Origin of the sequence: Enterovirga sp. GCM10030262 (assembly GCF_042666435.1) — a bacterium.
In the GTDB taxonomy this organism is placed as follows: Bacteria; Pseudomonadota; Alphaproteobacteria; order Sphingomonadales; family Sphingomonadaceae; genus Allosphingosinicella.
In genome coordinates this window covers 749,797-774,744 of record NZ_JBHTDC010000002.1, presented here as the reverse complement: position 1 = coordinate 774,744, position 24,948 = coordinate 749,797, and the positions used below count along the sequence as shown (strand labels likewise).

Annotated in this window: 24 protein-coding genes and 1 pseudogene; 17 read left to right on the top strand and 8 right to left on the bottom strand. The window is 66.2% G+C overall.

Annotated elements, in window-relative coordinates:
• Positions 1-96: 96 nt before the first annotated feature.
• Positions 97-1,767 (bottom strand): cytochrome c oxidase subunit I, encoded by a 1,671-nt coding sequence (gene ctaD / locus ACFQRC_RS13045; protein WP_379961919.1) that lies wholly within the window; start codon positions 1,765-1,767, stop codon positions 97-99.
• Complete coding sequence (coxB, locus tag ACFQRC_RS13040) at positions 1,764-2,867, bottom strand: cytochrome c oxidase subunit II (protein ID WP_379961917.1); 1,104 nt, start codon at positions 2,865-2,867, stop codon at positions 1,764-1,766. The genes ctaD and coxB overlap by 4 nt, the downstream gene beginning before the upstream one ends.
• A 183-nt stretch (positions 2,868-3,050) precedes the next feature.
• Between coxB and pyrE the strand changes: the two genes are divergently transcribed.
• From pyrE to ACFQRC_RS13015, 5 genes are all read left to right on the top strand, one after another.
• Entirely contained in the window at positions 3,051-3,635 is a 585-nt protein-coding gene (gene pyrE / locus ACFQRC_RS13035) for an orotate phosphoribosyltransferase (RefSeq protein WP_379961915.1), read from the top strand.
• Complete coding sequence (locus ACFQRC_RS13030; RefSeq protein ID WP_379961913.1) at positions 3,632-4,375, top strand: pyridoxine 5'-phosphate synthase; 744 nt, start codon at positions 3,632-3,634, stop codon at positions 4,373-4,375. Before pyrE ends, ACFQRC_RS13030 begins: the two co-directional genes overlap by 4 nt.
• A gap of 310 nt (positions 4,376-4,685) precedes the next feature.
• Positions 4,686-5,102, top strand: a complete 417-nt coding sequence (acpS, locus tag ACFQRC_RS13025; protein WP_379962430.1) for a holo-ACP synthase — start codon at positions 4,686-4,688, stop codon at positions 5,100-5,102.
• On the top strand, positions 5,099-5,992 hold the full coding sequence (lepB, locus tag ACFQRC_RS13020) for a signal peptidase I (protein WP_379961911.1): 894 nt from the start codon (positions 5,099-5,101) through the stop codon (positions 5,990-5,992). Before acpS ends, lepB begins: the two co-directional genes overlap by 4 nt.
• A complete protein-coding gene (locus ACFQRC_RS13015; protein WP_379961909.1) occupies positions 5,989-7,062 on the top strand; it encodes an AI-2E family transporter in 1,074 nt (357 codons plus the stop codon). The genes lepB and ACFQRC_RS13015 overlap by 4 nt, the downstream gene beginning before the upstream one ends.
• Positions 7,063-7,066: 4 nt before the next feature.
• Here the strand turns inward: ACFQRC_RS13015 and ACFQRC_RS13010 are convergent, their stop codons facing one another.
• Together ACFQRC_RS13010 and rpsU are read right to left on the bottom strand one after the other, a co-directional pair.
• Entirely contained in the window at positions 7,067-7,528 is a 462-nt protein-coding gene (locus tag ACFQRC_RS13010; protein ID WP_379961907.1) for an FKBP-type peptidyl-prolyl cis-trans isomerase, read from the bottom strand.
• 99 nt (positions 7,529-7,627) lie between these two features.
• Positions 7,628-7,834, bottom strand: a complete 207-nt coding sequence (gene rpsU / locus ACFQRC_RS13005) for a 30S ribosomal protein S21 (protein ID WP_379961905.1) — start codon at positions 7,832-7,834, stop codon at positions 7,628-7,630.
• A gap of 206 nt (positions 7,835-8,040) precedes the next feature.
• On the opposite strand from rpsU, the pseudogene ACFQRC_RS13000 reads away from it, so the two are divergent.
• The 4 genes and pseudogenes from ACFQRC_RS13000 to ACFQRC_RS12985 form a co-directional block, all read left to right on the top strand.
• A pseudogene (locus ACFQRC_RS13000) lies at positions 8,041-8,466 on the top strand ((2Fe-2S)-binding protein); the annotation flags it as partial.
• Between the two features lie 290 nt (positions 8,467-8,756).
• Entirely contained in the window at positions 8,757-9,518 is a 762-nt protein-coding gene (locus tag ACFQRC_RS12995; RefSeq protein WP_379961903.1) for an RcnB family protein, read from the top strand.
• 127 nt (positions 9,519-9,645) lie between these two features.
• Positions 9,646-10,917, top strand: a complete 1,272-nt coding sequence (locus ACFQRC_RS12990) for an amidohydrolase family protein (protein WP_379961901.1) — start codon at positions 9,646-9,648, stop codon at positions 10,915-10,917.
• 11 nt (positions 10,918-10,928) lie between these two features.
• Positions 10,929-11,591, top strand: a complete 663-nt coding sequence (locus tag ACFQRC_RS12985) for a prolyl hydroxylase family protein (protein ID WP_379961899.1) — start codon at positions 10,929-10,931, stop codon at positions 11,589-11,591.
• A 34-nt stretch (positions 11,592-11,625) separates the two neighbouring features.
• On the opposite strand, the gene ACFQRC_RS12980 is transcribed toward ACFQRC_RS12985, so the two are convergent.
• Positions 11,626-11,991, bottom strand: a complete 366-nt coding sequence (locus tag ACFQRC_RS12980; protein WP_379961897.1) for a DUF427 domain-containing protein — start codon at positions 11,989-11,991, stop codon at positions 11,626-11,628.
• 136 nt (positions 11,992-12,127) lie between these two features.
• On the opposite strand from ACFQRC_RS12980, the gene rlmN reads away from it, so the two are divergent.
• From rlmN to ACFQRC_RS12960, 4 genes are read left to right on the top strand one after another with little or no spacing between them, the layout of a single operon-like run.
• Positions 12,128-13,336: a 23S rRNA (adenine(2503)-C(2))-methyltransferase RlmN gene (gene rlmN, locus ACFQRC_RS12975; RefSeq protein WP_379961895.1), complete on the top strand. Its 1,209-nt coding sequence runs from the start codon at positions 12,128-12,130 to the stop codon at positions 13,334-13,336.
• Positions 13,323-14,033, top strand: coding sequence for a 2OG-Fe(II) oxygenase (locus ACFQRC_RS12970; RefSeq protein WP_379961892.1), 711 nt, complete (start codon positions 13,323-13,325; stop codon positions 14,031-14,033). Before rlmN ends, ACFQRC_RS12970 begins: the two co-directional genes overlap by 14 nt.
• A 49-nt stretch (positions 14,034-14,082) precedes the next feature.
• Positions 14,083-15,306, top strand: a complete 1,224-nt coding sequence (locus ACFQRC_RS12965) for a class I SAM-dependent methyltransferase (protein WP_379961890.1) — start codon at positions 14,083-14,085, stop codon at positions 15,304-15,306.
• Positions 15,307-15,316: 10 nt separating this feature from the next.
• Positions 15,317-16,546: a class I SAM-dependent methyltransferase gene (locus tag ACFQRC_RS12960; protein WP_379961888.1), complete on the top strand. Its 1,230-nt coding sequence runs from the start codon at positions 15,317-15,319 to the stop codon at positions 16,544-16,546.
• Positions 16,547-16,573: 27 nt separating this feature from the next.
• On the opposite strand, the gene ACFQRC_RS12955 is transcribed toward ACFQRC_RS12960, so the two are convergent.
• Complete coding sequence (locus ACFQRC_RS12955) at positions 16,574-17,776, bottom strand: glycosyltransferase family 2 protein (protein WP_379961886.1); 1,203 nt, start codon at positions 17,774-17,776, stop codon at positions 16,574-16,576.
• Between the two features lie 94 nt (positions 17,777-17,870).
• Here ACFQRC_RS12955 and ACFQRC_RS12950 point away from each other — a divergent pair, with 94 nt between their 5' ends.
• The 4 genes from ACFQRC_RS12950 to ACFQRC_RS12935 all read left to right on the top strand — a co-directional run bounded on the left by ACFQRC_RS12950 (position 17,871) and on the right by ACFQRC_RS12935 (position 23,789).
• Positions 17,871-19,703 carry a hypothetical protein gene (locus tag ACFQRC_RS12950; protein ID WP_379961884.1) on the top strand — a complete coding sequence of 611 codons (1,833 nt, stop codon included), beginning with the start codon at positions 17,871-17,873 and terminating at the stop codon, positions 19,701-19,703.
• A gap of 68 nt (positions 19,704-19,771) precedes the next feature.
• Positions 19,772-21,103 carry a sulfatase-like hydrolase/transferase gene (locus ACFQRC_RS12945; RefSeq protein ID WP_379961882.1) on the top strand — a complete coding sequence of 444 codons (1,332 nt, stop codon included), beginning with the start codon at positions 19,772-19,774 and terminating at the stop codon, positions 21,101-21,103.
• A gap of 74 nt (positions 21,104-21,177) precedes the next feature.
• Complete coding sequence (locus ACFQRC_RS12940) at positions 21,178-22,761, top strand: hypothetical protein (protein ID WP_379961880.1); 1,584 nt, start codon at positions 21,178-21,180, stop codon at positions 22,759-22,761.
• The gene (locus tag ACFQRC_RS12935) at positions 22,758-23,789 is read left to right on the top strand and encodes a glycosyltransferase family 2 protein (protein ID WP_379961878.1); all 1,032 of its coding nucleotides are present in this window, start codon (positions 22,758-22,760) and stop codon (positions 23,787-23,789) included. Before ACFQRC_RS12940 ends, ACFQRC_RS12935 begins: the two co-directional genes overlap by 4 nt.
• On the opposite strand, the gene ACFQRC_RS12930 is transcribed toward ACFQRC_RS12935, so the two are convergent.
• Positions 23,723-24,451: a class I SAM-dependent methyltransferase gene (locus tag ACFQRC_RS12930; RefSeq protein WP_379961876.1), complete on the bottom strand. Its 729-nt coding sequence runs from the start codon at positions 24,449-24,451 to the stop codon at positions 23,723-23,725. The genes ACFQRC_RS12935 and ACFQRC_RS12930 overlap by 67 nt on opposite strands.
• A gap of 13 nt (positions 24,452-24,464) precedes the next feature.
• A complete protein-coding gene (locus ACFQRC_RS12925; RefSeq protein WP_379961874.1) occupies positions 24,465-24,866 on the bottom strand; it encodes a GtrA family protein in 402 nt (133 codons plus the stop codon).
• Positions 24,867-24,948 lie beyond the last annotated feature (82 nt).

Here is a 24,948-nt window from a genome sequence, read left to right as displayed (position 1 = left end):
GCCGTCACCCCAGCGAAAGCTGGGGTCTCACTTCTCTTTCGAAAGGAAGAGAGATTCCAGCTTTCGCTGGAATGACGGGTGTTATCGTGTCTTGCTTCAGTCGATCTTCGGCAGCGTCTCGAACTGGTGGAAGGGCGGCGGGCTCGACAAGGTCCATTCGAGCGTCGTCGCGCCTTCGCCCCAGGGATTGGCCGGAGCCTTCTTGCCCGCGGCCAGCGACCAGACGAGGTTGACGAAGAAGAAGATCATGCCGACGGCCATGATCACATAGCCGTAGCTGGCGAACTCGTTCCATCCCGCATAGGCGTCCGGATAATCCGGATAGCGGCGCGGCATGCCGTCCAGCCCCAGGAAATGCATTGGGAAGAACAGGATGTTCACGCCGATGAAGAACACCCAGAAGTGGAGCTGGCCGAGCAGCTCGTTATACTGCTTCCCCCACATCTTGCCGAACCAGTAATACCAGCCGGCGAACAGGCCGAACACGGCGCCCAGCGAGAGCACATAGTGGAAATGGGCGACGACATAATAAGTGTCGTGCATGTAATTATCGATGCCGCCATTGGCGAGGACGACGCCGGTGACGCCGCCGACCGTGAACATGAAGATGAAGCCCAAAGCCCACATCATCGGTGTCTGGAAGGTGAGGCTGCCGCCCCACATGGTCGCGATCCACGAGAAGATCTTGATGCCGGTCGGCACCGCGATCACCATCGTCGCCGCGGTGAAGTACATCTTGGTGTTCACGTCCATGCCGACGGTGAACATGTGGTGCGCCCAGACGATGAAGCCGACGACGCCGATCGCGACCATGGCATAGGCCATGCCGAGATAGCCGAAGACGGGCTTGCGGCTGAAGGTCGCGACGATCTGGCTGACCATACCGAAGCCCGGCAGGATCATGATGTAGACCTCGGGGTGGCCGAAGAACCAGAATAGATGCTGGTAGAGCACGGGATCTCCGCCGCCCGAGGCGTCGAAGAAGGCGGTGCCGAAATTGCGGTCGGTCAGCAGCATCGTGATCCCGCCGGCGAGCACCGGGAGCGCGAGCAGCAGCAGGAAGGCGGTGATCAGCACCGACCAGACGAACAAAGGCATTTTGTGGAGCGTCATGCCCGGCGCGCGCATGTTGAAGATGGTGGTGATGAAGTTGATCGCGCCGAGAATGGAGCTGGCGCCCGCGAGATGGAGCGAGAAGATCACCAGGTCGACCGACGGACCGGAAGAGCCGCTGGTCGAAAGCGGCGCATAAAGCGTCCAGCCGGTGCCGGCTCCCATGCCGGTGCCGCCGGAGACGAAGACCGAGCCCAAAAGCAGCATGAAGGCCGGGACGAGCAGCCAGAAGCTGATATTGTTCATGCGTGGAAAGGCCATGTCGGGCGCGCCGATCATCAGCGGCACGAACCAGTTGCCGAAGCCGCCGATCATCGCCGGCATGACCATGAAGAAGACCATGATGAGGCCGTGCGCGGTGATCAGCACGTTCCACAGGTGCAGCGCCTCGTCGAACGAGGCAGCGCCCGACCAGGCTTCCAGATACTGGATGCCGGGCTCGGCGAGCTCCCAGCGCATCAGCCCCGAGATCGCGCCGCCGATGATGCCGGCCATGATCGCGAAGATCAGGTAGAGGGTGCCGATGTCCTTGTGATTGGTCGACATGAACCAGCGCGCGAAGAAAGCGGGCTTGTGGTCCGCGTGCGCGTCATGGGCATGCGACGCCTCGAAATGGGCGGCGTGTGCGCCAGGGTTTGCGGTCGTGTCGGTCATTCTGCGATTCCTGGATTGGACGTGGCGGCCTGTTCGACGGGAACGGCGGCTTGCGTGGCATTCACCAATGTGGGCTCGAGAATGCCGTCTGTGTCGGTCGAGGGGGCCGCGCTCGCTTCCGCGGACGCGGCGGGCGCGGCGCCGGGCATGGTGCCGCCCTTGGAGGCGACCCAGGCGGCGAACTGCGCGGGCGGGACAACCTCGACGGCGATCGGCATATAAGCGTGGCGGGCGCCGCACAGCTCCGAGCATTGGCCGTAATAGATGCCGGGCTCCTTGACCTGGAACCAGGTTTCGTTGAGGCGGCCGGGGACGGCGTCGATCTTGCTCCAGAAAGCGGGCACGGCGAAGGCGTGGATGACGTCGTTCGAGGTGACGATCAGCTTCACCGTCGCGCCCACCGGCACCACCATCCGCTCGTCGACGGCGAGCAGGCGAGGCTCGCCGCGCGCGGCGGCGTCCTCATCCGAGAGCATGTTCGAGACCAGCTCGAAATCGCCATGGTCGGGATATTGATAGGTCCAATACCATTGGTTGCCGACAACCTTGACGGTCAGGTCGGCCTCGGGCGGCGAATATTGGTTGGCGAGCAGCCGGATCGACGGCACCGCGATGACGACCAGGATGATCACCGGCACCAAAGTCCAGATCACCTCGACCAGCGTGTTGTGAGTGGTGCGCGACGGCGTCGGGTTGGCGGCGCGGCGGTAGCGGATCACGACCCACAGCATCAGCGCCAGCACGAAGATCGAGATCACCGTGATCACCGGCATCAGCAGCACATCGTGGAACCAGGCGGCTTCCTCGCCGATCGGCGTGAACTGCTCCTGCAGGCCCATGCGCCCGTCGGGCTGCCCGACGCCGACCCGCGGCGAGACCTGGCTGGCATAGGTGCTCTGGGCGACGGTCGCGTCGCTCGGCTCTTCCGGATTGACCTCGGCCTGGTCGGGCGACGCCTCTTCGGGCTGCGCCGGGTCGGCCTGCGATTCGGCGACCAGTTCCTGCGCCGGCTGGGCCGGCAAGGCGTCCTGGGCCAGGGCCGTGGCGGGTGACAGGCCGAGCGCGGCGGCGACGGCGATTATCTTTATCAGAGCTTTCATCTAAACCCCTTGGACCCGGTCCTGACAGGGAGCGGGATGGATTCGGTCGAGGATCGGTAGAATTGGGCGCCTTATAGCAGCGGACGGCCGCGCCTCAAGCCCGTCGAACTTTTTGGCGAAAGCTTGATGACAGAGGCGCTCGGCCCTATCTGGCGGCGAGCAGGCACGCACCGGGGACCGGAAATGAGCGAAGACGAGATTTTGGCGGAATTCCGCGCCGCCGACGCGTTGCTGGAGGGGCATTTCATCCTCTCCTCGGGGCTTCACAGCTCGCGCTATCTGCAATGCGCGCGGGTATTGGCCGATCCGATGCGCGCGGCGCGGCTGGCTTCGGCGCTGGCGGCGACGATGCCGCGCGATGTCCGGGGGGCGATCGAGATCGTCGTCTCTCCCGCGATGGGCGGGATCATCGCCGGCCACGAAATGGGCCGCGCGCTCGGAGTCGAGGCGGTCTTCGTCGAGCGGCCGACCGGCATTTTCGAACTGCGCCGCGGCTTCCGGCTGAAGCCCGGCCAGAAAGTGTTGCTGATGGAAGATGTCGTGACCACGGGGCTCAGCTCGCGCGAGGCGATCGCGGCCGTCGAGGAAGCGGGCGGCGAGGTTATCGCCGCCGCCGCCCTGGTCGACCGGTCGAACGGCGAAGCGGATCTGGGCGTGCCCTTCTTCCCGCTCGTAAGTCTGGCGGTGCCGACCTATGAGGCCGACGCCTTGCCACAGGATCTCGCCGCCATTCCCGCCGAGAAGCCGGGGAGCCGGAAGGCGGCGTGACCGCCCGCTTGTCCGCGCGGCGCCTCCGCCTGGGCGTCAATGTCGACCACGTCGCCACGATCCGCAACGCGCGCGGCGGCGACCATCCCGATCCGGTGCGCGCCGCCTTCGACGCCGCCGACGCCGGCGCCGACGGCATCACCGCGCATCTGCGCGAGGACCGGCGGCATATCACCGACGACGACATTCACCGGCTGATGGAGCGGCTTACAATCCCGCTCAACCTGGAAATGGCGGCGACGGAGGAAATGCTGGAGATCGCGCTCAGGCACCGCCCGCACGCCGCCTGCATCGTCCCCGAGAAGCGCGAGGAGCGAACCACGGAGGGCGGGCTCGACGCCGCCGGCCAGCACAACCACTTGGCGCCGTTCGTGGCCCGCTTGGCCGAGGCGAATATCCGCGTCAGCCTGTTCATCGAGCCCGACCCGCGCCAGATCGAGGCGGCGATTCACCTGAAAGCGCCGGTCGTCGAATTCCACACTGGCCGCTACGCGCACCTGGACGGTGCCGGGCGCGGCGCCGAGCTTCGACGCATCGCCGATGCCGCCGCCCTCGCCGTCAAGAACGGCATCGAACCACACGCCGGCCACGGACTCACCTTCGACAATGTCGCCCCCGTCGCCGCCATCCCCCAGCTCATGGAGCTCAACATCGGCCACTTCCTAGTCGGCGAAGCCATATTCACCGGGTTCGAGGCGAGCGTTGCCAAGATGCGCGCGCTGATGGACGAGGCGCGCTGATGACGCGCGCCGCCACGATACGGTTTCTCCTGTATGGGTTAGCGGTATCAGTCTCTGCGGCCACCCTTTTTTGGGTTTCTTCGTGGTTGAGCGTGGTTAGTTTTGGCTGGCCTGCCAACCCCTGGTGGCGGAATTGGCTAAACATTCTTCTCCTCTGTCTCTTACCATCGATCGTGAGCCTAGTGCTGGTCGGGAAATCGCTCTTGGCAGCGCACAGAAGCAAATACGTAATCGCTTTCGTCCTACTTACCGGTCCGGTAGTGGTAATGGGCCTGTTATTGTCTGCCATTTATTGGCGGTGGGTCTTCTGGTGATCATCGGCATCGGATCCGACCTGTGCAACATCGAGCGCATCCAGCGCTCCCTCGATCGCTTCGGCGAGAAGTTCGAGGCCCGCGTCTTCACCGACGTCGAGCGCGCCAAGGCGGCGAGCCGGCCGTTCACCCGCGCCGGCACCTACGCCAAGCGCTTCGCCGCCAAGGAGGCTTTTTCCAAGGCGGTCGGCACCGGCTTCAAACGCGGCGTGTTCATGAAGGATATAGGCGTCGTCAATAAAGCGTCGGGCGAGCCCACGCTTGCGCTCAGCGGCGGAGCGAAGCAGAGACTTGACGACATGATTCCACAAGGCCACGCCGCATCCATCCATCTGACGATGACCGACGATCATCCGTTCGCTCTGGCCGTCGTCGTCATCACCGCCAGCCCGGTACAAGGAGCAACAGGGTGAGCGACAGCGATCCCGTCATCGCGATGACTGACACAGACCCGACGAAGAGCAAGAAGGCCGCGAGCAAGAGCGGCGGCACCGACTGGTGGGGCGAGCTGAAGGCGATCTTCTGGCTGATCCTGGCCGTGCTCGCCTTTCACAGCTTCATCGCCAAGCCATTCTATATCCCGTCCGAATCGATGATGCCGGTGCTCTTGAAGGGCGACCGGCTGGTGGTCAGCAAATTTCCTTATGGCTGGTCGTGGGTGTCCCCCAGCTTCCACATATTGCCGCGCATGGAGGGGCGCCTATTCGGCTCGCTCCCCGAGCGCGGCGACATCGTCATCGTGACGCCTCCGGGGCAGAGCGCCGACTATATCAAGCGGGTCATCGGCCTGCCCGGCGACGAGCTCGAGATGATCGGCGGCCAACTGTTCATCAACGGCGTGCCGGTGAAGCGCGAGGAACGGCCGGCGACGATGATCCCGATCGACGAGAATGTGCCCTGCTTCCCCGGCGAATTCCCCGGCGCGCGGGTGCCGGCCGCGAATGGCGACGCCTTTTGCCGCCTTCCCGTCTTCCGTGAGACGCTGCCCAACGGACGCGCCTACGACACGATCGACATGGGATATTTCCCGGTCGACGACTTCGCCAAGCTGCGGGTTCCCGAGGACCATGTCTTCCTGATGGGCGACAATCGCGACAAATCGGCGGACAGCCGTGTGCCGCTCGAGCAGCAGGGGCTGGGCGGGCCGGTTCCTTATGAGAATATCGGCGGCCGCGCCGAGTTCATCACCTTCTCGCTCGACGGAACCTCGGAATATCTGAATCCGATCAGCTGGTTCACCGCGCTGCGCGGCGGCCGGGCCGGCGATTCCCTGCATCCCGAAGACACAATTCCTTCCGAATGAGCGACACGCCCCCAACGCACGTCGAGAAACGGGGGCCGACCGAATTTCGCGATCCGATGATTCGCGACGAACTGAAGAAAGCGGCGGTCTGGCTCGGCCTGGCGGTGGCCATCGCGCTGATCGCGTTCCTCGCCCAGCCGCTTCTGCTCATCTTCGCCGGCATCGTGCTGGCGGCGATGCTCGACGGCGGCGCGCGCCTTCTGGGGCGGGTGCTGCCGATCGCCCGCGGGCTCAGGCTGGCGCTGGTCACGCTCGCCGCGATCGCCTTCGTCGTCTGGACGATCGTCTTCGCCGGCTTCGAGCTCGCCGCTCAGGCCGAGAACTTGCGCCAGGTGGTCACGGTCCAGATCAACCGCATCCTCGCCTGGGGCAACACGCTCGGTCTCGTTCAGGGCGGGGCGGAGGTCAATCAGCTGAGCCAGCAATTGATGGGCTCGCTCGGCCGGCTGACCACCGCCGTCGGCAGCGCTCTGGGCGCGGTCACCTCGATGGTAATGATCCTCGTCATCGGCATCTTCATCGCGATCGAGCCGCGTCTGTACGAGCGCGGCGTCGCCTGGATGCTGCCCTTGCGGAGCCGCGACACCTTCTACCGCACCGCCGCGCATATGGGCTACACCTTGCGCAGGCTGATGGCCGGGCGATTGCTCGGCATGGCGGTGGAAGGCGTCGGCACCTGGCTGCTGCTGTGGGCCGGAGGCGTGCCGATGGCGGCTTTGCTCGGCATTCTCACCGGCCTGCTCGCCTTCATTCCCAACATCGGCGCGATCATTTCGGGCGTGCTGATCGTGCTGGTCGGCTTCAGCGCGGGCGTGGAGACCGGTATCTGGGCGATCGGCGTCTATCTCGCCGTCCAGTTCGTCGACGGCTATCTTATCGTCCCCTACGTCGCGAGGAAGACGGTGGACCTGGCGCCGGCGCTGGTGCTCGGCGCGCAATTGCTGTTCGGCGCCCTTTTTGGGCTCATGGGCCTCGCTTTGGCCGATCCGATCGTCGCCATGATAAAGGCGGCGCTGGAGCAGAAATCCAAAGAGGAAAGCGGGCTGGCGGGCGGCGCGCCCGAGCCCTGACCGGTCACATGCCCGGCGGCGGCGCGCCCATGCCCTGGAGAGCCGACATCGGCACGAAGTCGATCAGGGTCACGTCGAATTCGAGGTCGGCCTTGGGCGGAATCACCGGAGGCCGTCCCTCGGCGCCGTAAGCGAGCTCGTAGGGGATGCGGAGCCGGTAGGTCGCGCCCTTGCTCATCAGCTGCATGCCTTCGGAGAAACCGGGGATCGATCCTCCGGGGCCGACCGGCAGCGGGATCGGCTGCTTGCCCTCGCTGGTGTCGAACACCGTCCCGTCCTCGAGCCGGCCCGTATAGTCGATCAGGGCGACGTCGTCAGGCCCGGGGCTGGGTCCTTCGCCGGGCTCGATCACCCGATATTGCAGGCCCGATTCGGTGGTGATGAAATGCTGGCCCGCCGTGCCGGCCCAGGCGAGCGCGCCGGCGGCGAGGCCGAGCGCGCCAAGCCCGACCCACAGCTTGGTCACGGAACCCTTCCTGATCGGGCGAATCGGAACGGCTGTGACGGACATTGCGGGCTCCAGAGTTAGAAGTTCATCCCCGTGTCTCGCACAGGGATGAATGCGTCAGCGAATGCCGTCGCGCTCCAGGCGCTTGCGTTCGAGCTTGCGGGCGCGGCGAACCGCGGCGGCGCGCTCGCGGGCGCGCTTTTCCGAGGGCTTTTCGTAGTGGCGGCGCAGCTTCATCTCGCGGTAGACGCCTTCACGCTGGAGCTTCTTCTTGAGCGCTCGCAGCGCCTGGTCGACATTATTGTCGCGAACGATGATTTGCATAAGCGGTCGTCACTCTCCGATTCATGAGCCTTTGCGGTCCGCGGACCGTCTCGCATAAAGGCCGTCAATACCAATAGAATAGGTTCGTCGCGAAACAGTTCCCGCGCCGTTGCCGTGCCCGTTACCAGCGGGAGGGGCCGTTTTCAAGCGCCAATGCCTCGCGGTCGCCCTTCCCTTGGAAGCCCCTCTGCCCCTAAGGTCCGGCCATGACCCGATTCACCGTGAACGGCCAACCCGTCCATTATCGTATGGATCCGGACACGCCCTTGCTTTGGGCGCTGAGGGACGCCTCCAACCTCACCGGCACCAAATATGGCTGCGGCACCGGCCATTGCGGGGCCTGCACCGTCCATATCGACGGCGAAGCGGTCAGGAGCTGCACCGTGACCATCGCCGCGGTCGAGGGGAGTTTCGTCACGACCATCGAATCGCTGTCGCGCGACCGGTCGCATCCGGTCCAGCAGGCATGGGTGGCCGACTCGGTGCCGCAATGCGGCTATTGCCAGCCGGGAATGATCATGGCGGCGGCGGCGCTGATCGCGAAGAATCCGAGCCCGACCGACGCCGATATCGACGCCGCCATCACCAACATTTGCCGCTGCGGCACCTATCCCCGCGTCAAGGCCGCGATTCGCAGAGCGGGAAGGGTCAAGGCGGGACGGGAAAGGATCGCCGCCGCCCCGCCGCCGGGAATCGATCCCTCCGACGCGGCCCGGCAAGTTCCGGCGTTCCATATCCCCGCCGACAGGCCTGCTGGCCAAGACGAGTGAATCCTTTCATTATGCTTGCAGCGAAGTTCAGCAACGGCTCACCTTGAATGGTGCACAAGTCATTGCAACCGGTGGCGACTTACGCCTTGCCGTCTGGATGGAGACTGAAGATGCGAAGGGCATTGATTGGACTATTGATAACCGCGACGGCAGTGACGCCGCTCGCATCCGCCTCGGCCCAAAGCCGCGACAACCGCGATTCCCGCGCCGAGCAGCGCCAGGAGCGGGCGCAGAAGGCCCAGCGCCAGGATCGACGCCAGGTCCGCCAGGAAGCGCGGACCGAGAACCGGCAGGGTCGCCGTCAGGTCCGCCAGGAAGCACGGACCGAGAATCGCGAAGAGCGCCGCGACGTCCGTCGCGACGCCCGGGTCGAGAATCGCCAGGATCGACGCGAGGTGCGTCGCGACGCCCGGGTCGAGAATCGCCAGGATCGGCGCGAGGTGCGACGGGATGCGCGGATCGACAACCGTCAGGACCGTCGCCGCGACGTGCGCCAGGACCGGCGCGAGGATCGCCGCGAGGTGAGGCAGGACCGCCGCGAGGATCGGCGCGATTTCCGTCAGGACCGTCGCGAGGTTCGTCAGGACCGGCGCCAGTGGAACCGCTTGTGGAACCGCGGCTGGCGCAACGATAATCGCTACGATTGGCAGCGTTATCGCTACACCAACCGCAACCTGTACCGGCGCGGGAATTATTATGCGCCCTACCGGAACCACAGCTACAACCGCTTCTCGATCGGCCTGTTCCTGGGCTCGGCGTTCCTCGCCGACCGCTACTGGATCAACGATCCGTGGCAGTATCGCCTGCCCCCGGCTTATCAGGGCACGCGGTGGGTCCGTTATTATGACGATGTGCTGCTGGTGGATGTCTACACCGGCGAAGTGGTCGACGTGATCCACGACTTCTTCTGGTAACCCGGAAGGCCGGCATCCGCCGAAAGCAAGGCCCGGGGCGTCCCAGCGACGCTCCGGGCTTTTTGCTTGTAAACGGCAGGCTACCTGACGCAGCATTGCGGGCTTCCGGTCTGTCAGGGGGCTTTTCATGCGTTTCGCCGTGCCGTTCATCCTTTCCGCTTGTCTTGTTGCCGCGCCCGCCATGGCGGAAACTGTCGTCGTCCATGCCGGGCAGCTGATCGCCGACGCCTCGCGCCCGGCGACCGGTCCGGCGACGATCACCATCGTCGATGGCCGGATCGGCGGCATCGCCGAGGGCCATGTGCCAGCGCCGGCCGGTGCGACGTTGATCGATCTTTCCTCCAAGACGGTGCTTCCCGGCCTGATCGACACCCATGTCCATCTCTCCGGCGACCCGGGCGGCGATTTCCGCGACGAGGCGGTCGAATCCAACGAATGGTCGGCGCTGATCGGCGTCAAGAACGCGCTGCTGACCGCCAAAGCCGGCTTCACCACCGTTCGCGACGTCGGCGCCCTTCCGCAGGTCGCCTTCGCGCTGCGCCGCGCCACCGCCGAAGGAATCATCCCCGGCCCCCGCATCCTCTCGGCCGGCGCCGGCATCTCGATCATCGGCGGCCATGGCGACATCACCGGCTTCCGCCCCGAAGTGATCGAGGCGCTGGAGATCGGCAACACCTGCACCGGCGCGGTCGAATGCGCCGCCCGCGTGCGCGAAGCCTCGCGCGCCGGCGCCGACCTCATCAAGATTCCCGCCACCGGCGGCGTCCTCTCGCAGCAGGCGCGCGGCCTTGGCCAGCATTTCACCGACGCCGAGATGAAATCGATCGTCGATACCGCACACAGCCTCGGCCTCAAGGTCGCCGCCCACGCCCATGGCGCGCGCGGCATCGAGGCGGCGGCGCGCGCGGGCGTCGATTCGATCGAGCATGGCACCTTCGCCGACGCCGACGCCATTGCCGCGATGAAGGCCAATGGCTCCGTGCTGGTTCCGACCCTGATGGCCTATACCGGCATCCGCGAAGGGCTCGCCAAGGGCGTGTTCACACCGCCGGTGGCGGAGAAGGTGCGGATGACTCTCGACCAGGTCGGCAAGGCCGCCCGCGCCGCGCGCGCCGCCGGCGTCCCCGTCATCTTCGGCACCGATTCCGCGGTCTATCCCCACGGCCGCAACGCCGAGGAGTTCGCCCAATTGGTCGATCGGGTCGGCATGAGCCCGGCCGAGGCGCTCGCGTCGGCGACCACCGGAGCGGCCGAGCTGATCGACATGGAGAATGAGGTCGGCCGCATCGCCCCGGGCTATTCGGCGGACCTGATCGCGGTCTCCGGCAATCCGCTGGAGGACATCAGGGCGCTGGAATCGGTGGATTGGGTAATGGTGCGCGGCCGCACCATCGATTGACGAGGACGGCGATGGGCGCGGTCGAGCAGGCGACGGCAGCGAGGGAGCGGCTCGGCGCGCGGCCGGACATCTACCGCGTGCCGGCGCCCGGCCTAGAACTGTTCCTGCTCCGCGGCTTCCTGGACGAGCGCGAATGCCGCGGGCTGATCGCGCTGATCGATGCTGACCGGGAACCGAGCCGGCTGCTCGCCGAGGAGGCCGACCCCGATTTCCGCACCAGCGAGAGTTGCAACCTCGACCCAAGCAGGTCGCTGGTGCGCACGGTGGAAAGGAAGATCGCCGCCGTCATCGGCATCGATCCCGCTTATGGGGAGACGATTCAGGGCCAGCGTTACGCCGTCGGCCAGCAGTTCAAGCCGCACCACGATTTCTTCTTCACCAGCGAGGCCTACTGGCCGGCGCAGGAGGCGAGCGGCGGGCAGCGAAGCTGGACGGCGATGATGTTCCTCAACGCGGTGGAGGAGGGCGGACACACGCAGTTTCCATCGGCCCAGGTCCGCATCGAGCCGCGCCGAGGCAACCTCCTCGTCTGGAACAATCTCGACGAAGCGGGGCAGCCCAACATGGCCTCGCTGCACCAGGGCATGCCGGTGCTCGCTGGCGTCAAATATATCATTACCAAATGGTACCGCGAACGGCCCTGGACACCCGGCTTGGCGCGCGGGCCTTGTTGACGGCTCGCTAGGTCGATCGCGTCGAGGGGGAACTTCAGCCGAACGGCACCGTCTCGATATCGACCTTGTCCGGATAGAAAGCCAGATATCCGGCGATCTCGGCCACCGCCGGATAGGGGTGCTCGTAGCTCCAAACGGCGTCGCGGGCGCGAACATCGCCGGCGACGAGAGTGAAATAGCTGGCGTCGCCTTTATAGGGGCAATGGGTGATCCTGCCGCTGTGGGTCAGCGCGTCCATGTGGACGTCGCCGCGGGGTATGTAGAAGACGGCCGCATAATCCGCTTCCTCCAGCCTCAGCGCGTGCGACGAATCGGCGATCGTCGCGCCTTCGAACAGGATTCGGACCCGGCCGCCGAACGGGCTGATCTCTATCGGATGGGCGGTGTCCGGCTGCTTCATCGCGCGACTCCTTCGCTCTTCGTGCTGATAACATATTCACGAGCCATTCGGTCGCACCACGCCGGATACAAAGGTCGAAAGGTGTTCGGGAAGGCGGCTGGAAAAATGCCACATTCGTCGCTACATGGCGCTCCTCATGAATATGGCCATGTCGATCCCCGGGCACATCGATCCCGTACCCGTGCCGCGCGCTATCCCCGCGCTCGACGATTCGCGCCTCGACCTCGTCGGACTTTCGCGTGACGCGATCCGGGCCGCGCTGGAGGAAGCCGGGCTGGACGCGAAGGCGGCGAAGCTCCGCGCCAAGCAGATCTGGCACCAGGTCTATCATCGCGGCGCGATCCGGTTCGACGCGATGAGCGACATCGCCAAGCCGCACAGGGCCTGGCTCGCCGATCGCTTCGTGATCGGGCGGCCGGAAGTGATCGAGCATCTCGTCTCCACCGACGGGACGCGCAAGTGGCTGCTGAGGACGCCGGACGGCAACGATTACGAGATGGTGTTCATTCCCGACGCGGATCGGGGCACCTTGTGCGTGTCGAGCCAGGTCGGTTGCACTCTCAATTGCCGCTTCTGCCATACGGGTACGATGCGGCTTGTGCGCAACCTCACCGCCGGCGAGATTGTCGGCCAGGTGATGCTGGCGCGCGACACGCTCGGCGAATGGCCGTCCCAGCCAGAGGGGCGGATGCTCAGCAACATCGTGATGATGGGGATGGGCGAGCCGCTCTACAATTTCGACAATGTCCGGGATGCGCTGAAGATCGTGATGGACGGCGACGGCCTCGGCCTGTCGCGCCGGCGGATCACCCTTTCCACATCGGGCGTGGTGCCGATGATGGCGCGCGCCGGGGCCGAGATCAACGTCAACCTCGCCGTATCGCTGCACGCCGTCACCAAGGAAGTGCGCGACGAGATCGTGCCGCTCAACCGCAAATACGGCATCGAGGAACTGCTCCAGGCCTGCGCCGATTATCCCGGCGCCAACAATGCGCGCCGCATCACCTTCGAATATGTGATGCTGAAGGACAAGAACGACAGCGACGAGGATGCACGCGAGCTCGTCCGGCTGATCCGCAAATATGATCTGCCCGCCAAGGTGAACCTCATCCCGTTCAACCCCTGGCCCGGCGCTCCCTATGAATGCTCGACGCCGGAACGGGTGTCGCGCTTCTCCAGCATCATTTTTGAAGGCGGCATCAGCGCGCCGATCCGCCGCCCGCGCGGCCGCGACATCATGGCCGCCTGCGGTCAGCTCAAGTCCGCGGCGGAGAAGAAGAGCCGGGCCGAGCTCGACCGGCTGGCCGAGGAAAAGCAGGCGGCGCTGGCGGATGTTCCGGCTTAACCCGGCGCTCGACCGCGCCGCGCTGAAGACCGCCTACGCCCGCGACCGCCGCGTCCGCATCGCCGATTTGCTGGCCGACGAGGGAGCCGCCATGCTTCACGCCGCGCTGCGCGGACGGCAGGACTGGCGCCAGATCGTCAATAGCGGCGGCAAGGTGTTCGACCTCGACCGGGCTACCCGCGCGAGCATGTCGGACCAGCAGCGCGATGCGCTCGACCAGGCGGTGTTCGCCGGCGCCCGCGACGGTTTCCAGCACCGTTACGAAGCGATCCGCGTCCCCGACGGCGAAGAGGAACGCCAGGGCTCGTCCGACATTCTCGCCAGCTTCGCCTCCTGGCTTTCGGGGGGCGATGCCCGCGATATGCTGCGCGACGTCACGGGCGAGGACATGATCGCCTTCGCGGACGCGCAGGCCACGGCTTATGCACCCGGCGATTTCCTCACCGGCCATGACGACGCGGTCGGCGGAAAGAAGCGGCTCGCCGCCTATGTCTTCGGGCTGACGCCTTCCTGGCGGATCGAATGGGGCGGGCTGCTGCTCTTCCATGGGCTGGACGGCGATGTCGCTACCGGCTTGGCGCCGCGCTTCAACACGCTCAACGTCTTCGCCGTGCCGCAATTGCACAGCGTCTCGATGGTCACAAGGGCGGCGCCGTCGCGGCGTTACTCGATCACCGGCTGGCTCCGCGCCCGCTGAGCGAGACGGACGGGATTGCGCGCGCCGCGCGCTTGGCTAAGCTGGCCCGATGTGGCTGATCCGTAAACTTCTCACCCGCCTCATCAAGCAGGGCGAACTCGTGGTCATCGCCCATGATGGCCGCAAATATCAGTTCGGCAAGCCGGATCCCGGCCGCGCGCGCGTCACGATCCGCTTCACCGACCGCCGCGTGCCGTTCGACATCGTGCGCGACGTCCGTCTCGGCGCGGGCGAAGCCTATATGGACGGCCGGATCGAGATGGTGGAGGGCGAGATCCTGGACCTGCTCGACCTCGTCCGCTTCAACACGCGCTGGGAGCGGGTGAAGGCGACGGACGGGGGGCTCGGCAAGAGCGGCAATCGCGCCTTGAGGAAACTCGACCGGCTCAACTGGGAGCGGCGCTCGAAGAAGAATGTCGCCCATCATTATGATCTGTCGGACCGGCTTTACGACCTCTTCCTCGATGCCGACCGCCAATATAGCTGCGGCTATTATACCGATCCGGCCAACAGCCTCGACCAGGCCCAGCTCGACAAGAAAGCCCATATCGCGGCCAAGCTCTATCTGAAGCCTGGGCAGCGGGTGCTCGACATAGGCTGCGGCTGGGGCGGCATGGCGCTCTATCTCAACCGGGTCGCCGACGTCGACGTGCTCGGCGTCACACTTTCCGAAGAGCAATTGAAGGTCGCGCGGCGGCGCGCCGAGGAGGCGGGGGTCGCTGACCGCGTGAAGTTCGAGCTCATCGACTACCGTCATGTCGAGGGGCGGTTCGACCGGATCGTGTCGGTGGGCATGTTCGAGCATGTCGGGCCGCCGCATTACCGCGCCTTCTTCCGCAAGTGCCGCGAATTGCTGGCCGACGACGGGGTGATGCTGCTGCACACGATCGGGCGGATGGGCCGGCCCGGCACCACCGACCGCTGGATCACCAAATATATCTTCCCCGGCGGCTACAATCCGGCGCTGTCCGAAATCATCGCGGCGAGCGAGCGTTCGAGGCTGATCGCCGCCGATGTCGAGACATTGCGGCTCCATTACGGTTATACGACCGAGGAATGGTATCGCCGCGTCACCGCGAAGCGAAAAGAGATAGAGGCGCTTTACGACGAACGCTTCTTCCGCATGTGGCAATTCTACCTGGCGGGGGCGGTCGTCACCTTCCGCCACGGCGGAATGGTCAATTTCCAGATTCAATATATCCGCGACAGGCGCGCGCTGCCGATCACGCGCGATTATATGGGGGAGGCGGAAGCGGCGTTCGGATCGGCTTAAAGGGGGGAATATGTGGCTGCTCGACAAGTTGCTCCGCCGCCTCGTCCGGCGTGGCGAACTGGTCGTCACCGACCATGACGGCAAAATCTACCGCTACGGCGCGCCCGATCCCGGCCGCGCGGCGCTGGCCGTCAGGCTGACCGATCGCGGCGCCGCGTTCAAGATCGCCCGCGATCCCCGCGTCGGCGCGGGCGAGGCCTATATGGACGGCCGGCTGGTCGTCGAGCAGGGCGACATCAGGGAGTTGATCGACCTGCTGCGTCGCAACGCGCCCTGGGAGAGAAGCGGAATCATCAAACCGAAATCCCCGCTCCGTCGGGCGGCACAGTCCGCGATGGGCCGCATCGACCGCGTCAACTGGCAACGCCGGTCGAAGCGCAACGCCGCCCACAGCTACGAAATTTCCAGCCGGCTGTTCGAGCTCTTCCTCGACCGGGACCTGCAATATACGATGGGCTACTGGACCGGCGACACCGACGATCTCGATACCGCCCAGCAGCACAAGATGGCCCATATCGCGGCCAAGCTCGACCTCAAGCCCGGCCAGCGCCTGCTCGACATCGGCTGCGGCTGGGGCGGGTTCGCGCTTTATCTGCACCGGACGACGGGAGCGGACGTGCTAGGCATCGCCCTGGCGGAGGAGCAGATCCGGGTGGCGCGGGCGCGAGCGGCGGCGGAAGGGGTGTCCGACCGCGTCAAGTTCGAGCTGATCGACTATCGCGACCTCGAAGGCCGCTTCGACCGCATCACCGTGGTCGGCATGCTGGAGCATGTCGGCCCGCCCCAATATCCCGGCTTCTTCAGGAAATGCCGCGACCTGCTCGCGCCCGACGGCGTGATGCTGGTCCACACGATCGGCCGCATCGGCAAGCCGGGCGTCACCGACCGCTGGACGTCCAAATATATCTTCCCCGGCGGCTATATCCCGGCTTTGTCGGAGATCGTGTCGGTGACCGAGAAGCAAAGGCTGATCGTCTCCGACGTCGAGACTTTGCGCCTCCATTATGTCCCGACTCTCGAACATTGGTACAAGCGCGCCGAGGCCGCCAAGGAAGAGATCGTCGCGCTCTATGACGAACGATTCTTCCGCATGTGGCAATTCTACCTGGCCGGATCGGAAGCCGCCTTCCGCCACGGCGGCATGGCCAATTTCCAGGTCCAGCTCATCCGCGACCGGCACGCTTTGCCGATCACCCGCGACTATATGGCCGAGGCGGAGACGCGGCTGCGGGGGTTGTGAAGAAGGGCCGGGGCAGCGTCGCGTTATTCAGCTCCGGCGCGGCTGATCGAGCAGGCCGGCGAAGAAGGCGGTGAAGACCGTCTGCATGCCGACGCAGCCGAGCAGGACCGCCGGAATGGCGATCCGCATCAGCGCCTCGGGGTTCATCGCGCCATAGCCCGCTCCGGCCCAGATCGTGGTAGCGGCGACGGCGAGAGCGATCGCGGCGAGGATCATCGCGGCCCCGGCGAGACAGGCGCGTTCCACGGTGAAGAGGCGTCGCACCGCCGTCATCGCCGCGCTTTCCGGCCAGAATCCGGCGATGATGCCATAATGGCGTGCGAGGACGGAAAAGCTCAGCAATTGCGTCCCCATGATGACGGCCATGGCGGCGAACAGCATCGAGTGGATGCCGAAGCGGGTGTCGCCGACCGTGACGTCTCCGCCCACGAGCGCCAGCACGCCGGCGAGGCCGGGAGCGCACAGCATCAGCCCCGGCAGGAGGAACAGCCACTTGGGCGCGTAGATGAGCAGGAAGCGCAGATGCCGCCAGCCGTCGCGCCAGGTGCGCAGGTGGGGCGGTCGGGAGCGGCCGTCGGGCCGCAACGTGGTCGGCACTTCGCGGATATCGAGGCCGTTGATCGCCGCCTTCACCACCATCTCGCTGGCGAATTCCATGCCACCGGCGGCGAGGCCGAGCCTGGCCACGGAGTCGCGGCGGAAGGCGCGCAGGCCGCAATGAAAATCGCCGATCGGCGTGTCGAAGAAGAGGCGGCCGACGAAGCTCAGAACCGGATTGCCCAGATAGCGGTGGAGCCGGGGCATTGCGCCGGTGGCGATGCCGCCCGTGAAGCGATTGCCCATCACCAGATCGGCACCGGCGCGAAGCTGCTCCACGAACGGCCCGAGCCCGAGAAAGTCATAGCTGTCGTCGGCGTCGCCGATGGCGACGAAGCGGCCGCGCGCAGCGGCGATGCCGCCGATCAGGGCGGCGCCATAACCACGGTCGCGAACCTCGACGATGCGGGCGCCGAGCGCGTTGGCGATCTGCCGTGACCCGTCGGTCGAGCCGTTGTCGGCGATGACGACCTCGCCGGCGGTGCCCGAATCTTCCAGGAACCGCAGCGCCTTCTTGATGCAGACGGCGATCGTCTCAGCCTCATTGAGGCAGGGCATGACGATCGACAGTTCCAGCTCGGTCGCGGTCGCGTCGGGCCGGGTCTTGCGGAGACGGTGCGCGGACGCCGGCATCTGACAAAATCTCCCGCTTGGTGCGGACCCGCGATGCGGCCCGAAACGGAAATTTTCCGTTAACCAGTAAACCGATTTTTAAGGCGGGGGCGTCATGCAGGGTCCCAAGACCTCCAGCGGGATCAGCATGGCCAGCCTCACTCCGACCGCCGATACTTTCGTTCGCCCGGCCGGCGCGGGAGTAGCGCGGCCGAGCCTGCTGCTCGCCTTGCTGTTCGCGGTGATCCTGACGGCCGCGTGGACGGCACGCGACTTCACCGCGCTCTCGATGGGGCGGCTGCCCGACAATGACGACATGATGCGGCTCGCCCAGGTCCAGGACTGGGTGGGCGGCCAAGCCTGGAGCGACCTCAGCCAGCATCGGCTCGGGCCGGCGGGCGGCACATCGATGCATTGGTCGCGGATCGCCGACCTGGGGCCGGCTGCCCTGCTCGTGCTGCTGACGCCTCTCGTCGGCGCCGAAGCGGCGCGACTGGCCATGCTAGTCGCCTATCCGGCGCTGCTTTTCTTCCTGTACCTGCTGGTCATGGGCCGCATCGCCCGGCGGCTGGCGGGGGAGTCAGCCGGAACCGTGGCCGTGATCGTCGGCGCGCTCGCCTTTCCGTCCGTCGGCCTGTTCGTGCCGGGGCGGATCGACCATCACGGGCTTCAGATTCTGCTGATGCTTCTGTTGCTAGATGCGGTGACGCTCCGCGCCTCGCTGCGCAGCGGATTCTATGCCGGCGCGGTGGCGGCGCTCAGCCTCGCGGTCGGGCTGGAGACCGCGCCCGAGATCGTCGCCGCGATGGCGGCTTTGTTCGTCCTCTGGGCGGCGCGGGCGTCCGAGGAGAACGGGCGCGCGGCCGGCTTCGCGTTGGGACTCGGTGGAGTCACCGCCTTTTTGCTGATGTTGGCAAGGCCGGCGATCTGGCCCGAGCAATGGTGCGACGGCTTTACACCGGCCTCGGTCGCGGCGACCTTCACGGCCGCCTTGTGCTGGGGCGTGCTCGCGGCCGGTGGCCGTTTCGTCCAGGGCTGGAAGGGGAGGGTCGCGCTTGGCGGCGTGATCGCGGTCGCCGGATCGCTGGTGATCCTCAAGACGTCGTCGGTCTGCTTCACGGGGCCTTATGGCGCGCTCGATCCGCTGCTCACCCGATTGTGGATGGACCGGGTCGGCGAGGCCGAGAGCCTGTTCGCGCAGGAGAGGATCGGCACCGCCGTCGCTTATGGCGGCCTTTGCGTCGTGGGACTGGTCGCCGGCTTCCTTTGCCTCCTCAATGGCCGCGCTCGCCGGCCCGAATGGCAGGCGCTGATGATATTCCTCGCGCTGGGCGTGGTTGCGGCGATGCTCCAGATCCGTGTCACCTACGTGATGGCGGCCGTCGCCGCTCTGCCGCTGATCGCGCTGATCGTCGCCGCGCGGGAGCGTGCACCCGTCGCGCGATTCCCGGGCGCTTTGCTCTTATCGTGGGTGGCCGCGACCGGGTTCACCTACAATGTCGCGGGCACGTTGCTCGATCGTCTGCTGGCCGAACCCGCGCAGGATTTGCGCGCGCGGACCGCGGCCTGCATCGGCGGAGACAGCTTCGCGCGCATCGCCGCGCTCGAACGCGGGCGGTTCATGGCGCCGCTCGATTCCGGCGCCTCGCTGATCGGAATGACGCCCCACGATGTGGTCGCGGCGCCTTATCACCGGAACAATGCGGGCAATCTCGCCATGTACCGCTTCTTCCTCGCACCGCCCGAACGGGCGCGGACCATCGCGGCGGAATGGGACGTGGACTATGTCACCATCTGTCCGTCGAGCTTCACCGAGATCGACCTCGCGCGGGAAGGGCCAGGCAGCCTTGCGCTCGGGTTGAGGGAGGGGCGAGCGCCGCGCTGGCTCGACCCGGTCCCGCTCGGCGAAGGGAGGTTGCGCGTCTGGCGCGTGAAGCCGGCGCCTTAGCCTCTCGTTAACCTTGAAGGCTCACAAAGGCGGCCGGTTGGGGGCCTTTCATGCAGCTGACACTTCCCATGGCTATCCGGCGCCCGGGCCTCGCCGTCCCGTCCCGCCTCGCCACATGGATATTGTGCTGGATCGTCCTTCCCAATCTGCCCTTCATGGCGATGTGGGTAGTCGGCGGGCCGCCGCGTTATCCTGAAATCCTGGCCGCCGGCACAATCGGGCTGATCGTCCGCAAGGCGCGCTTCCCGATCAAGTTGGCGACCTTCGCCGTTATGCTTGGCTATTCGGTCCTCGCTTTCATCTCGACCTTGTTCAGCCTTTCCCTCGCCTCCCTGTTCTACTCGATCCGCTTCCTGATAGAGCTGCGTCCCGGCGCGTCGATCGAATATGTCATGCTCGCGGCTCTGCTCGCCGCGACCCTCGCCGGCGGCTGGAAGCTGCTCAGGAAACCCACCGATTTCGTGAAGCCTTGGCAGTTGCTGTGCGCCGCGGCAGCCATTTTCGCCTTCGCCGGCCTCGATCTGTGGATGTCGGCGGGAAGTCGCGGTTCCTACACCCGCACCGCTCCCGCCGGCGCGGCCTTCTCCTCGGCGACCTCCCAGGCTGGGTTCGGCGCGCTTGCCGGGACCGGCAACAACCTGCTCATCGTCATGGTGGAGGCGCTGGGCATGCCAAAGGATCCGTCGCTCCAGGCGAGGCTGTTCGCGCCGTGGCGGCGGGCCGACATCGCACATCGTTACGATGTGCGGAGCGGCACCAGCCCCTTCTTCGGATCGACCACCAGCGGAGAGCTTCGCGAGCTTTGCGGCCGCTGGGGCGATTATGCCGAGCTGAAGACGCGCGCCGACCCCGGCTGTCTTCCCGCCAAGTTGGCCGCGAACGGCTACGAGACGACAGCCATCCACTCCTTCGAAGGCGGCTTTTTCGACCGCACCGACTGGTATCCCAATATCGGCTTTCAGTCCCTGCTGTTCCGCGACGGCCTGTTCGACAAGGGAGCCGAGGCTTGCTCGGGCGTCTTTCCCGGCGCCTGCGACCGCGACGTGCCGCGCATCATCGCGGAGCGGCTGAAGCAGCCGGGCAAGCCGCAATTCATCTACTGGCTCACGGTCAATTCCCACCTTCCCGTCGCCGCCGACGCGACGCTCGGGACCGAGCATTGCGCCCGGTTCGACGCGGAGCTGGCCGAGAGCCAGGCGATGGCGTGCCGGCTGTTCAGCCTGTGGAACGGGGTGAGCGTGTCGCTGGCGGAGATGCTCGCCGACTCCGATCTTCCGCCGACCGACGTGCTGATCGTCGGCGATCATGCGCCGCCCTTCTTCGATCGCCGGCAGCGCGCACTTTTCCACCGCGACCGGGTTCCCTGGATATTGCTGAAGCACAAGGTCGAGCGGGACTGAGGAGAGGAAACTTTCCTTGAAATCGGCGGCGATTGCGGGAAGGCAGGGCTGAACCGACCAGGAACGGCTCAGCCTTGACCGACACCCATTCGCCCCCTCCCGGTCACGCCAACCAGCCGATCGGATTCTGGCAGAATCGTTGGCTGCTGGCGGCGCTGATCCTGACGTCAGCGCTGCCGGTGTTGATCGCCGACATCGCGCCGCTGACCGACCTACCGGGACATATGGGCCGGTACAGGGTACAGCTCGATCTCGCGGAGTCGGCGGCGCTCCAGCGTTATTTCCGTTTCGAATGGGCGCTGATCGGCAATCTCGGCGTCGACCTGCTCGTCATCCCGCTCGCCAAGCTGTTCGGGCTGGAGCTGGCGGTGAAGCTGATCGTCGCCGCGATCCCGCCGCTCACTGTTGCCGGCTTCCTCCTGGTCGCGCGCGAGGTCCACGGGCGGATTCCGCCGACCGCCTTCTTCGCGCTGCCTTTCGCCTATGGCTATCCGTTCATGTTCGGCTTCATGAACTTCGCGCTTTCGATGGCATTCGCCTTCCTGGCGTTCGGCCTCTGGCTTCACCTCGCGCGGCTCGACCGGCTGAAGCTGCGCGCCGCCGTCTTTGTCCCGCTCTCCGGCCTGGTTTGGATCACCCACGCGTTCGGGTGGGGCACGCTCGGGGTCATGGCCTTTTCGGCCGAACTGGTGAGGCAGATCGACAAGGGCCGCAATTTCTTCGGCGCGGGAACGCGCGCGGCGTTGCACAGCCTCGCCATCGCGCCGCCGATCATCCTGATGCTGCTGTGGCGGAGCGGGGCGGCGGGGGGGCAGACGACCGACTGGTTCAACTGGACCGCGAAATATTACTGGATCAAATGGGTGCTGCGCGACCGCTGGGAGTGGTTCGACCTTGGCGCGCTCGTCCTGATCGTGCTGCTGCTCCTGCGGGCCTTGTGGAGCCCGAGGATCGAGTTTTCGCGCAACCTCGCCGCGTCCGCGCTGTTCCTCACCCTGGTTTTCCTGCTCCTCCCCCGGATCATCTTCGGATCGGCTTATGCCGACATGCGGCTGGTGCCTTATGTCTTCGCCGTGGCCGTGGTCGCCATCCGGCTGCGGCGGCGGGCGACCCTTCGCTTCGCGGGGATCGTCGCCGGCGTGGCGCTCGCCTTCGTGATCGCGCGGACCGGTGGGACGCTCGCCAGCTTCTGGCTCTATGACAGGAGCTACGACCGCGCGCTCGCGGCGCTCGATCACGTGCCCCATGGCGCGCGCCTCGTCTCCTTCGTCGGCCGGGCCTGTCCCGAGCCCTGGGCCACGTCCCGCCTCGAACACCTGCCCGCCATCGCCATCGTCCGCCGAGAAGCGTTTTCCAACGACCAATGGTCGATGGCTGGGGCGCAGCTGCTCGACGTCGACTATCCGCCCGGCGGCCGCTTCGTGCGCGATCCTTCTCAGATCGTGACCGCCGCCAAATGCCCGCGTGAGCAATGGCTCACCATCGGCGACGCGTTGCGGCGCATGCCGCGCGGGGCGTTCGATTATGTCTGGCTGATCCAGCCGCCGTCTTACGATCCCGCGCTGACGACCGGGTGGGATGAGGTCTGGCGCGACGGCGGCAATGTGCTCTATCGCATCGGCGACCGCCCGACACCGGCGCCCCCGGAGATCCGATGACCGCGCCCGCCCTCTCGATCGTCATCCCTTGCTACAATGAGGAAGCGTGCCTTGCCGAGCTGCACCGCCGGGTCGGCAATGCGGCGCGCGTAGCGGTCGGCGATTCCTACGAGATCGTGCTGGTCAATGACGGCTCGCGCGACGCGAGCTGGGCGGCGATGGAGGATCTCGCGCACGGCGACCGGCGGGTGGTCGCAATCAACCTGTCGCGCAACCACGGCCACCAGCTCGCACTGACCGCCGGCCTCGACCTCTGCTCGGGCGAGCGCATTCTGATCATCGACGCCGACCTCCAGGATCCGCCCGAATTGCTGCCGGCGATGATGGCGGAGATGGATGCCCAGGGCGCGGATGTCGTCTATGCGGTGCGGCGCGCGCGGGCCGGTGAAACCGCATTCAAGAAAGCGACGGCGAAGCTCTTCTACCGGTTGCTGTCGCGGATGACCGATGTCGAGATACCGGTCGACGCGGGCGATTTCAGGCTGATGAGCCGGCGCTCTCTCGATGCCCTGCTGAGCCTCCCCGAACAGGCGCGCTTCATCCGGGGCATGGTCGCCTGGGTCGGTTTCCGCCAGGTGCCGATCGCCTATGACCGCGCCGAACGTTATTCGGGCATGACCAAATATCCGCTGGCGAAGATGGTTTCCTTCGCGCTCGACGCGGTCACCGGATTCTCGACTGCGCCGCTCCGCATGGCGAGCCATGTCGGCCTCTGGCTGGTCCTCGCCTCGGTGCTATTGCTGCTCTATATCGCCTTTGGCTGGCTGAGCGGCGGCACCGTTCCGGGCTGGACGTCGCTGATGTTCGTCGTCGTCGTGCTCGGCGCGGTGCAGATGTTCGTGCTGGGGCTGATCGGCGAATATCTGGGGCGGCTCTACATCGAATCGAAGCGCCGGCCGCTCTACATCGTCTCCGACATTGCCGGACGGGCGCAGGGGCGGCCGAGCCTCGGCCACGTCGCTCAGGAGGCGGAGACGATGGCGACCAGCGAAACTCCGGGTGGGAAGGGCAGCCGGCCGATCGCGTGACGCTCCAGGCCGAAGATCGCCTCGAAGAGCGCATTGACGGGTCGCGGCGGAAGCGCGTCGTCGCTATCCTCCTTGCCGGTCACCCGCCCCGCCAGCCGCGCCGCCGCCGCGAGCGGGAAGAGCAGGCTGTTGAACCAGCTGAGGAGCTCGATCCGGAGGCCCGCTTCGCCGACCACCTTGCGCAGGCTCGCCTTGGTGTAGCGGCGATGATGGTGGTTGACGACGTCGTGGGCGCTCCACATCCAGGGGAAAGCGGGCACCGTGATGAGGATGCGTCCCCCCGGCTTGAGCTTGCCGGCGATGCTTACGAGCGCCTCCCGGTCGCCTTCGACATGTTCCAGCACATCGAGGAGCGCGACAAGGTCGTAATGATGCTTCGGAATTCCCGGCAGGCCCGGCAAAGGGGCATCGCCGACCGCGTGGCCGAGGCGCCGGCTGGCGATGGCGCGCGCGGCCCCGTCTATCTCGATCGCGTCGACCGCGCCGAACCGGCCGAGCATGGCCAGATTGTGCCCCGTCCCGCAGCCGATCTCCAGGATGCGGGCCTGGTCGGGAAGGGTGATCTCGCGCGCGATCAGGTCGCCGAGTATCTCGCGCCGCGCGCGATACCACCAGTGGCGGCTGTCCAGCTCCGCCATGCGGTCATAGACGACGCGTTCCATCAGCTCTTGTCCATCAGGCGAACACCCAGCGTCGGTTGAGCGCGAAGGTGACGAAGGGCGTGACGAACAGCATCGGCACCACCGGCCACCAGGTCGGCCCCTGGAGGAGCGGCCCGGTGAGCAGCCAGACGAAGACGCTGTTGAGGCCGAAGCTGACGAGACTGACGAGGAAGAAGCGGCTGGTGCGGCGCGCCGCATTGTCGCGGCTGCCGTGGCCGCGGAAGCTCCAGCGGCTGTGGAGGAAATAGCCGATCGCGACGCACAGAGCATAAGCGAGGACGTTGGCGATCAGCGGGTGCACCCCGAAGAAGGTCGCCGTCACCCAATAGAGCGCCGCGCCGAGCGCGGTGACGAAGCCCCCGGTGAGCCCGTAGCGGACGAGCTGGCCGAGCAGGACCGAGGCATTGTTCGTCAAGCGGATACACTCCCCGGCGCGGGTTGCCCTTTCCCGCTTAGCGATTAATGCCGGGGCAAGGGCTTGGGAAGGGGCGAGTAAG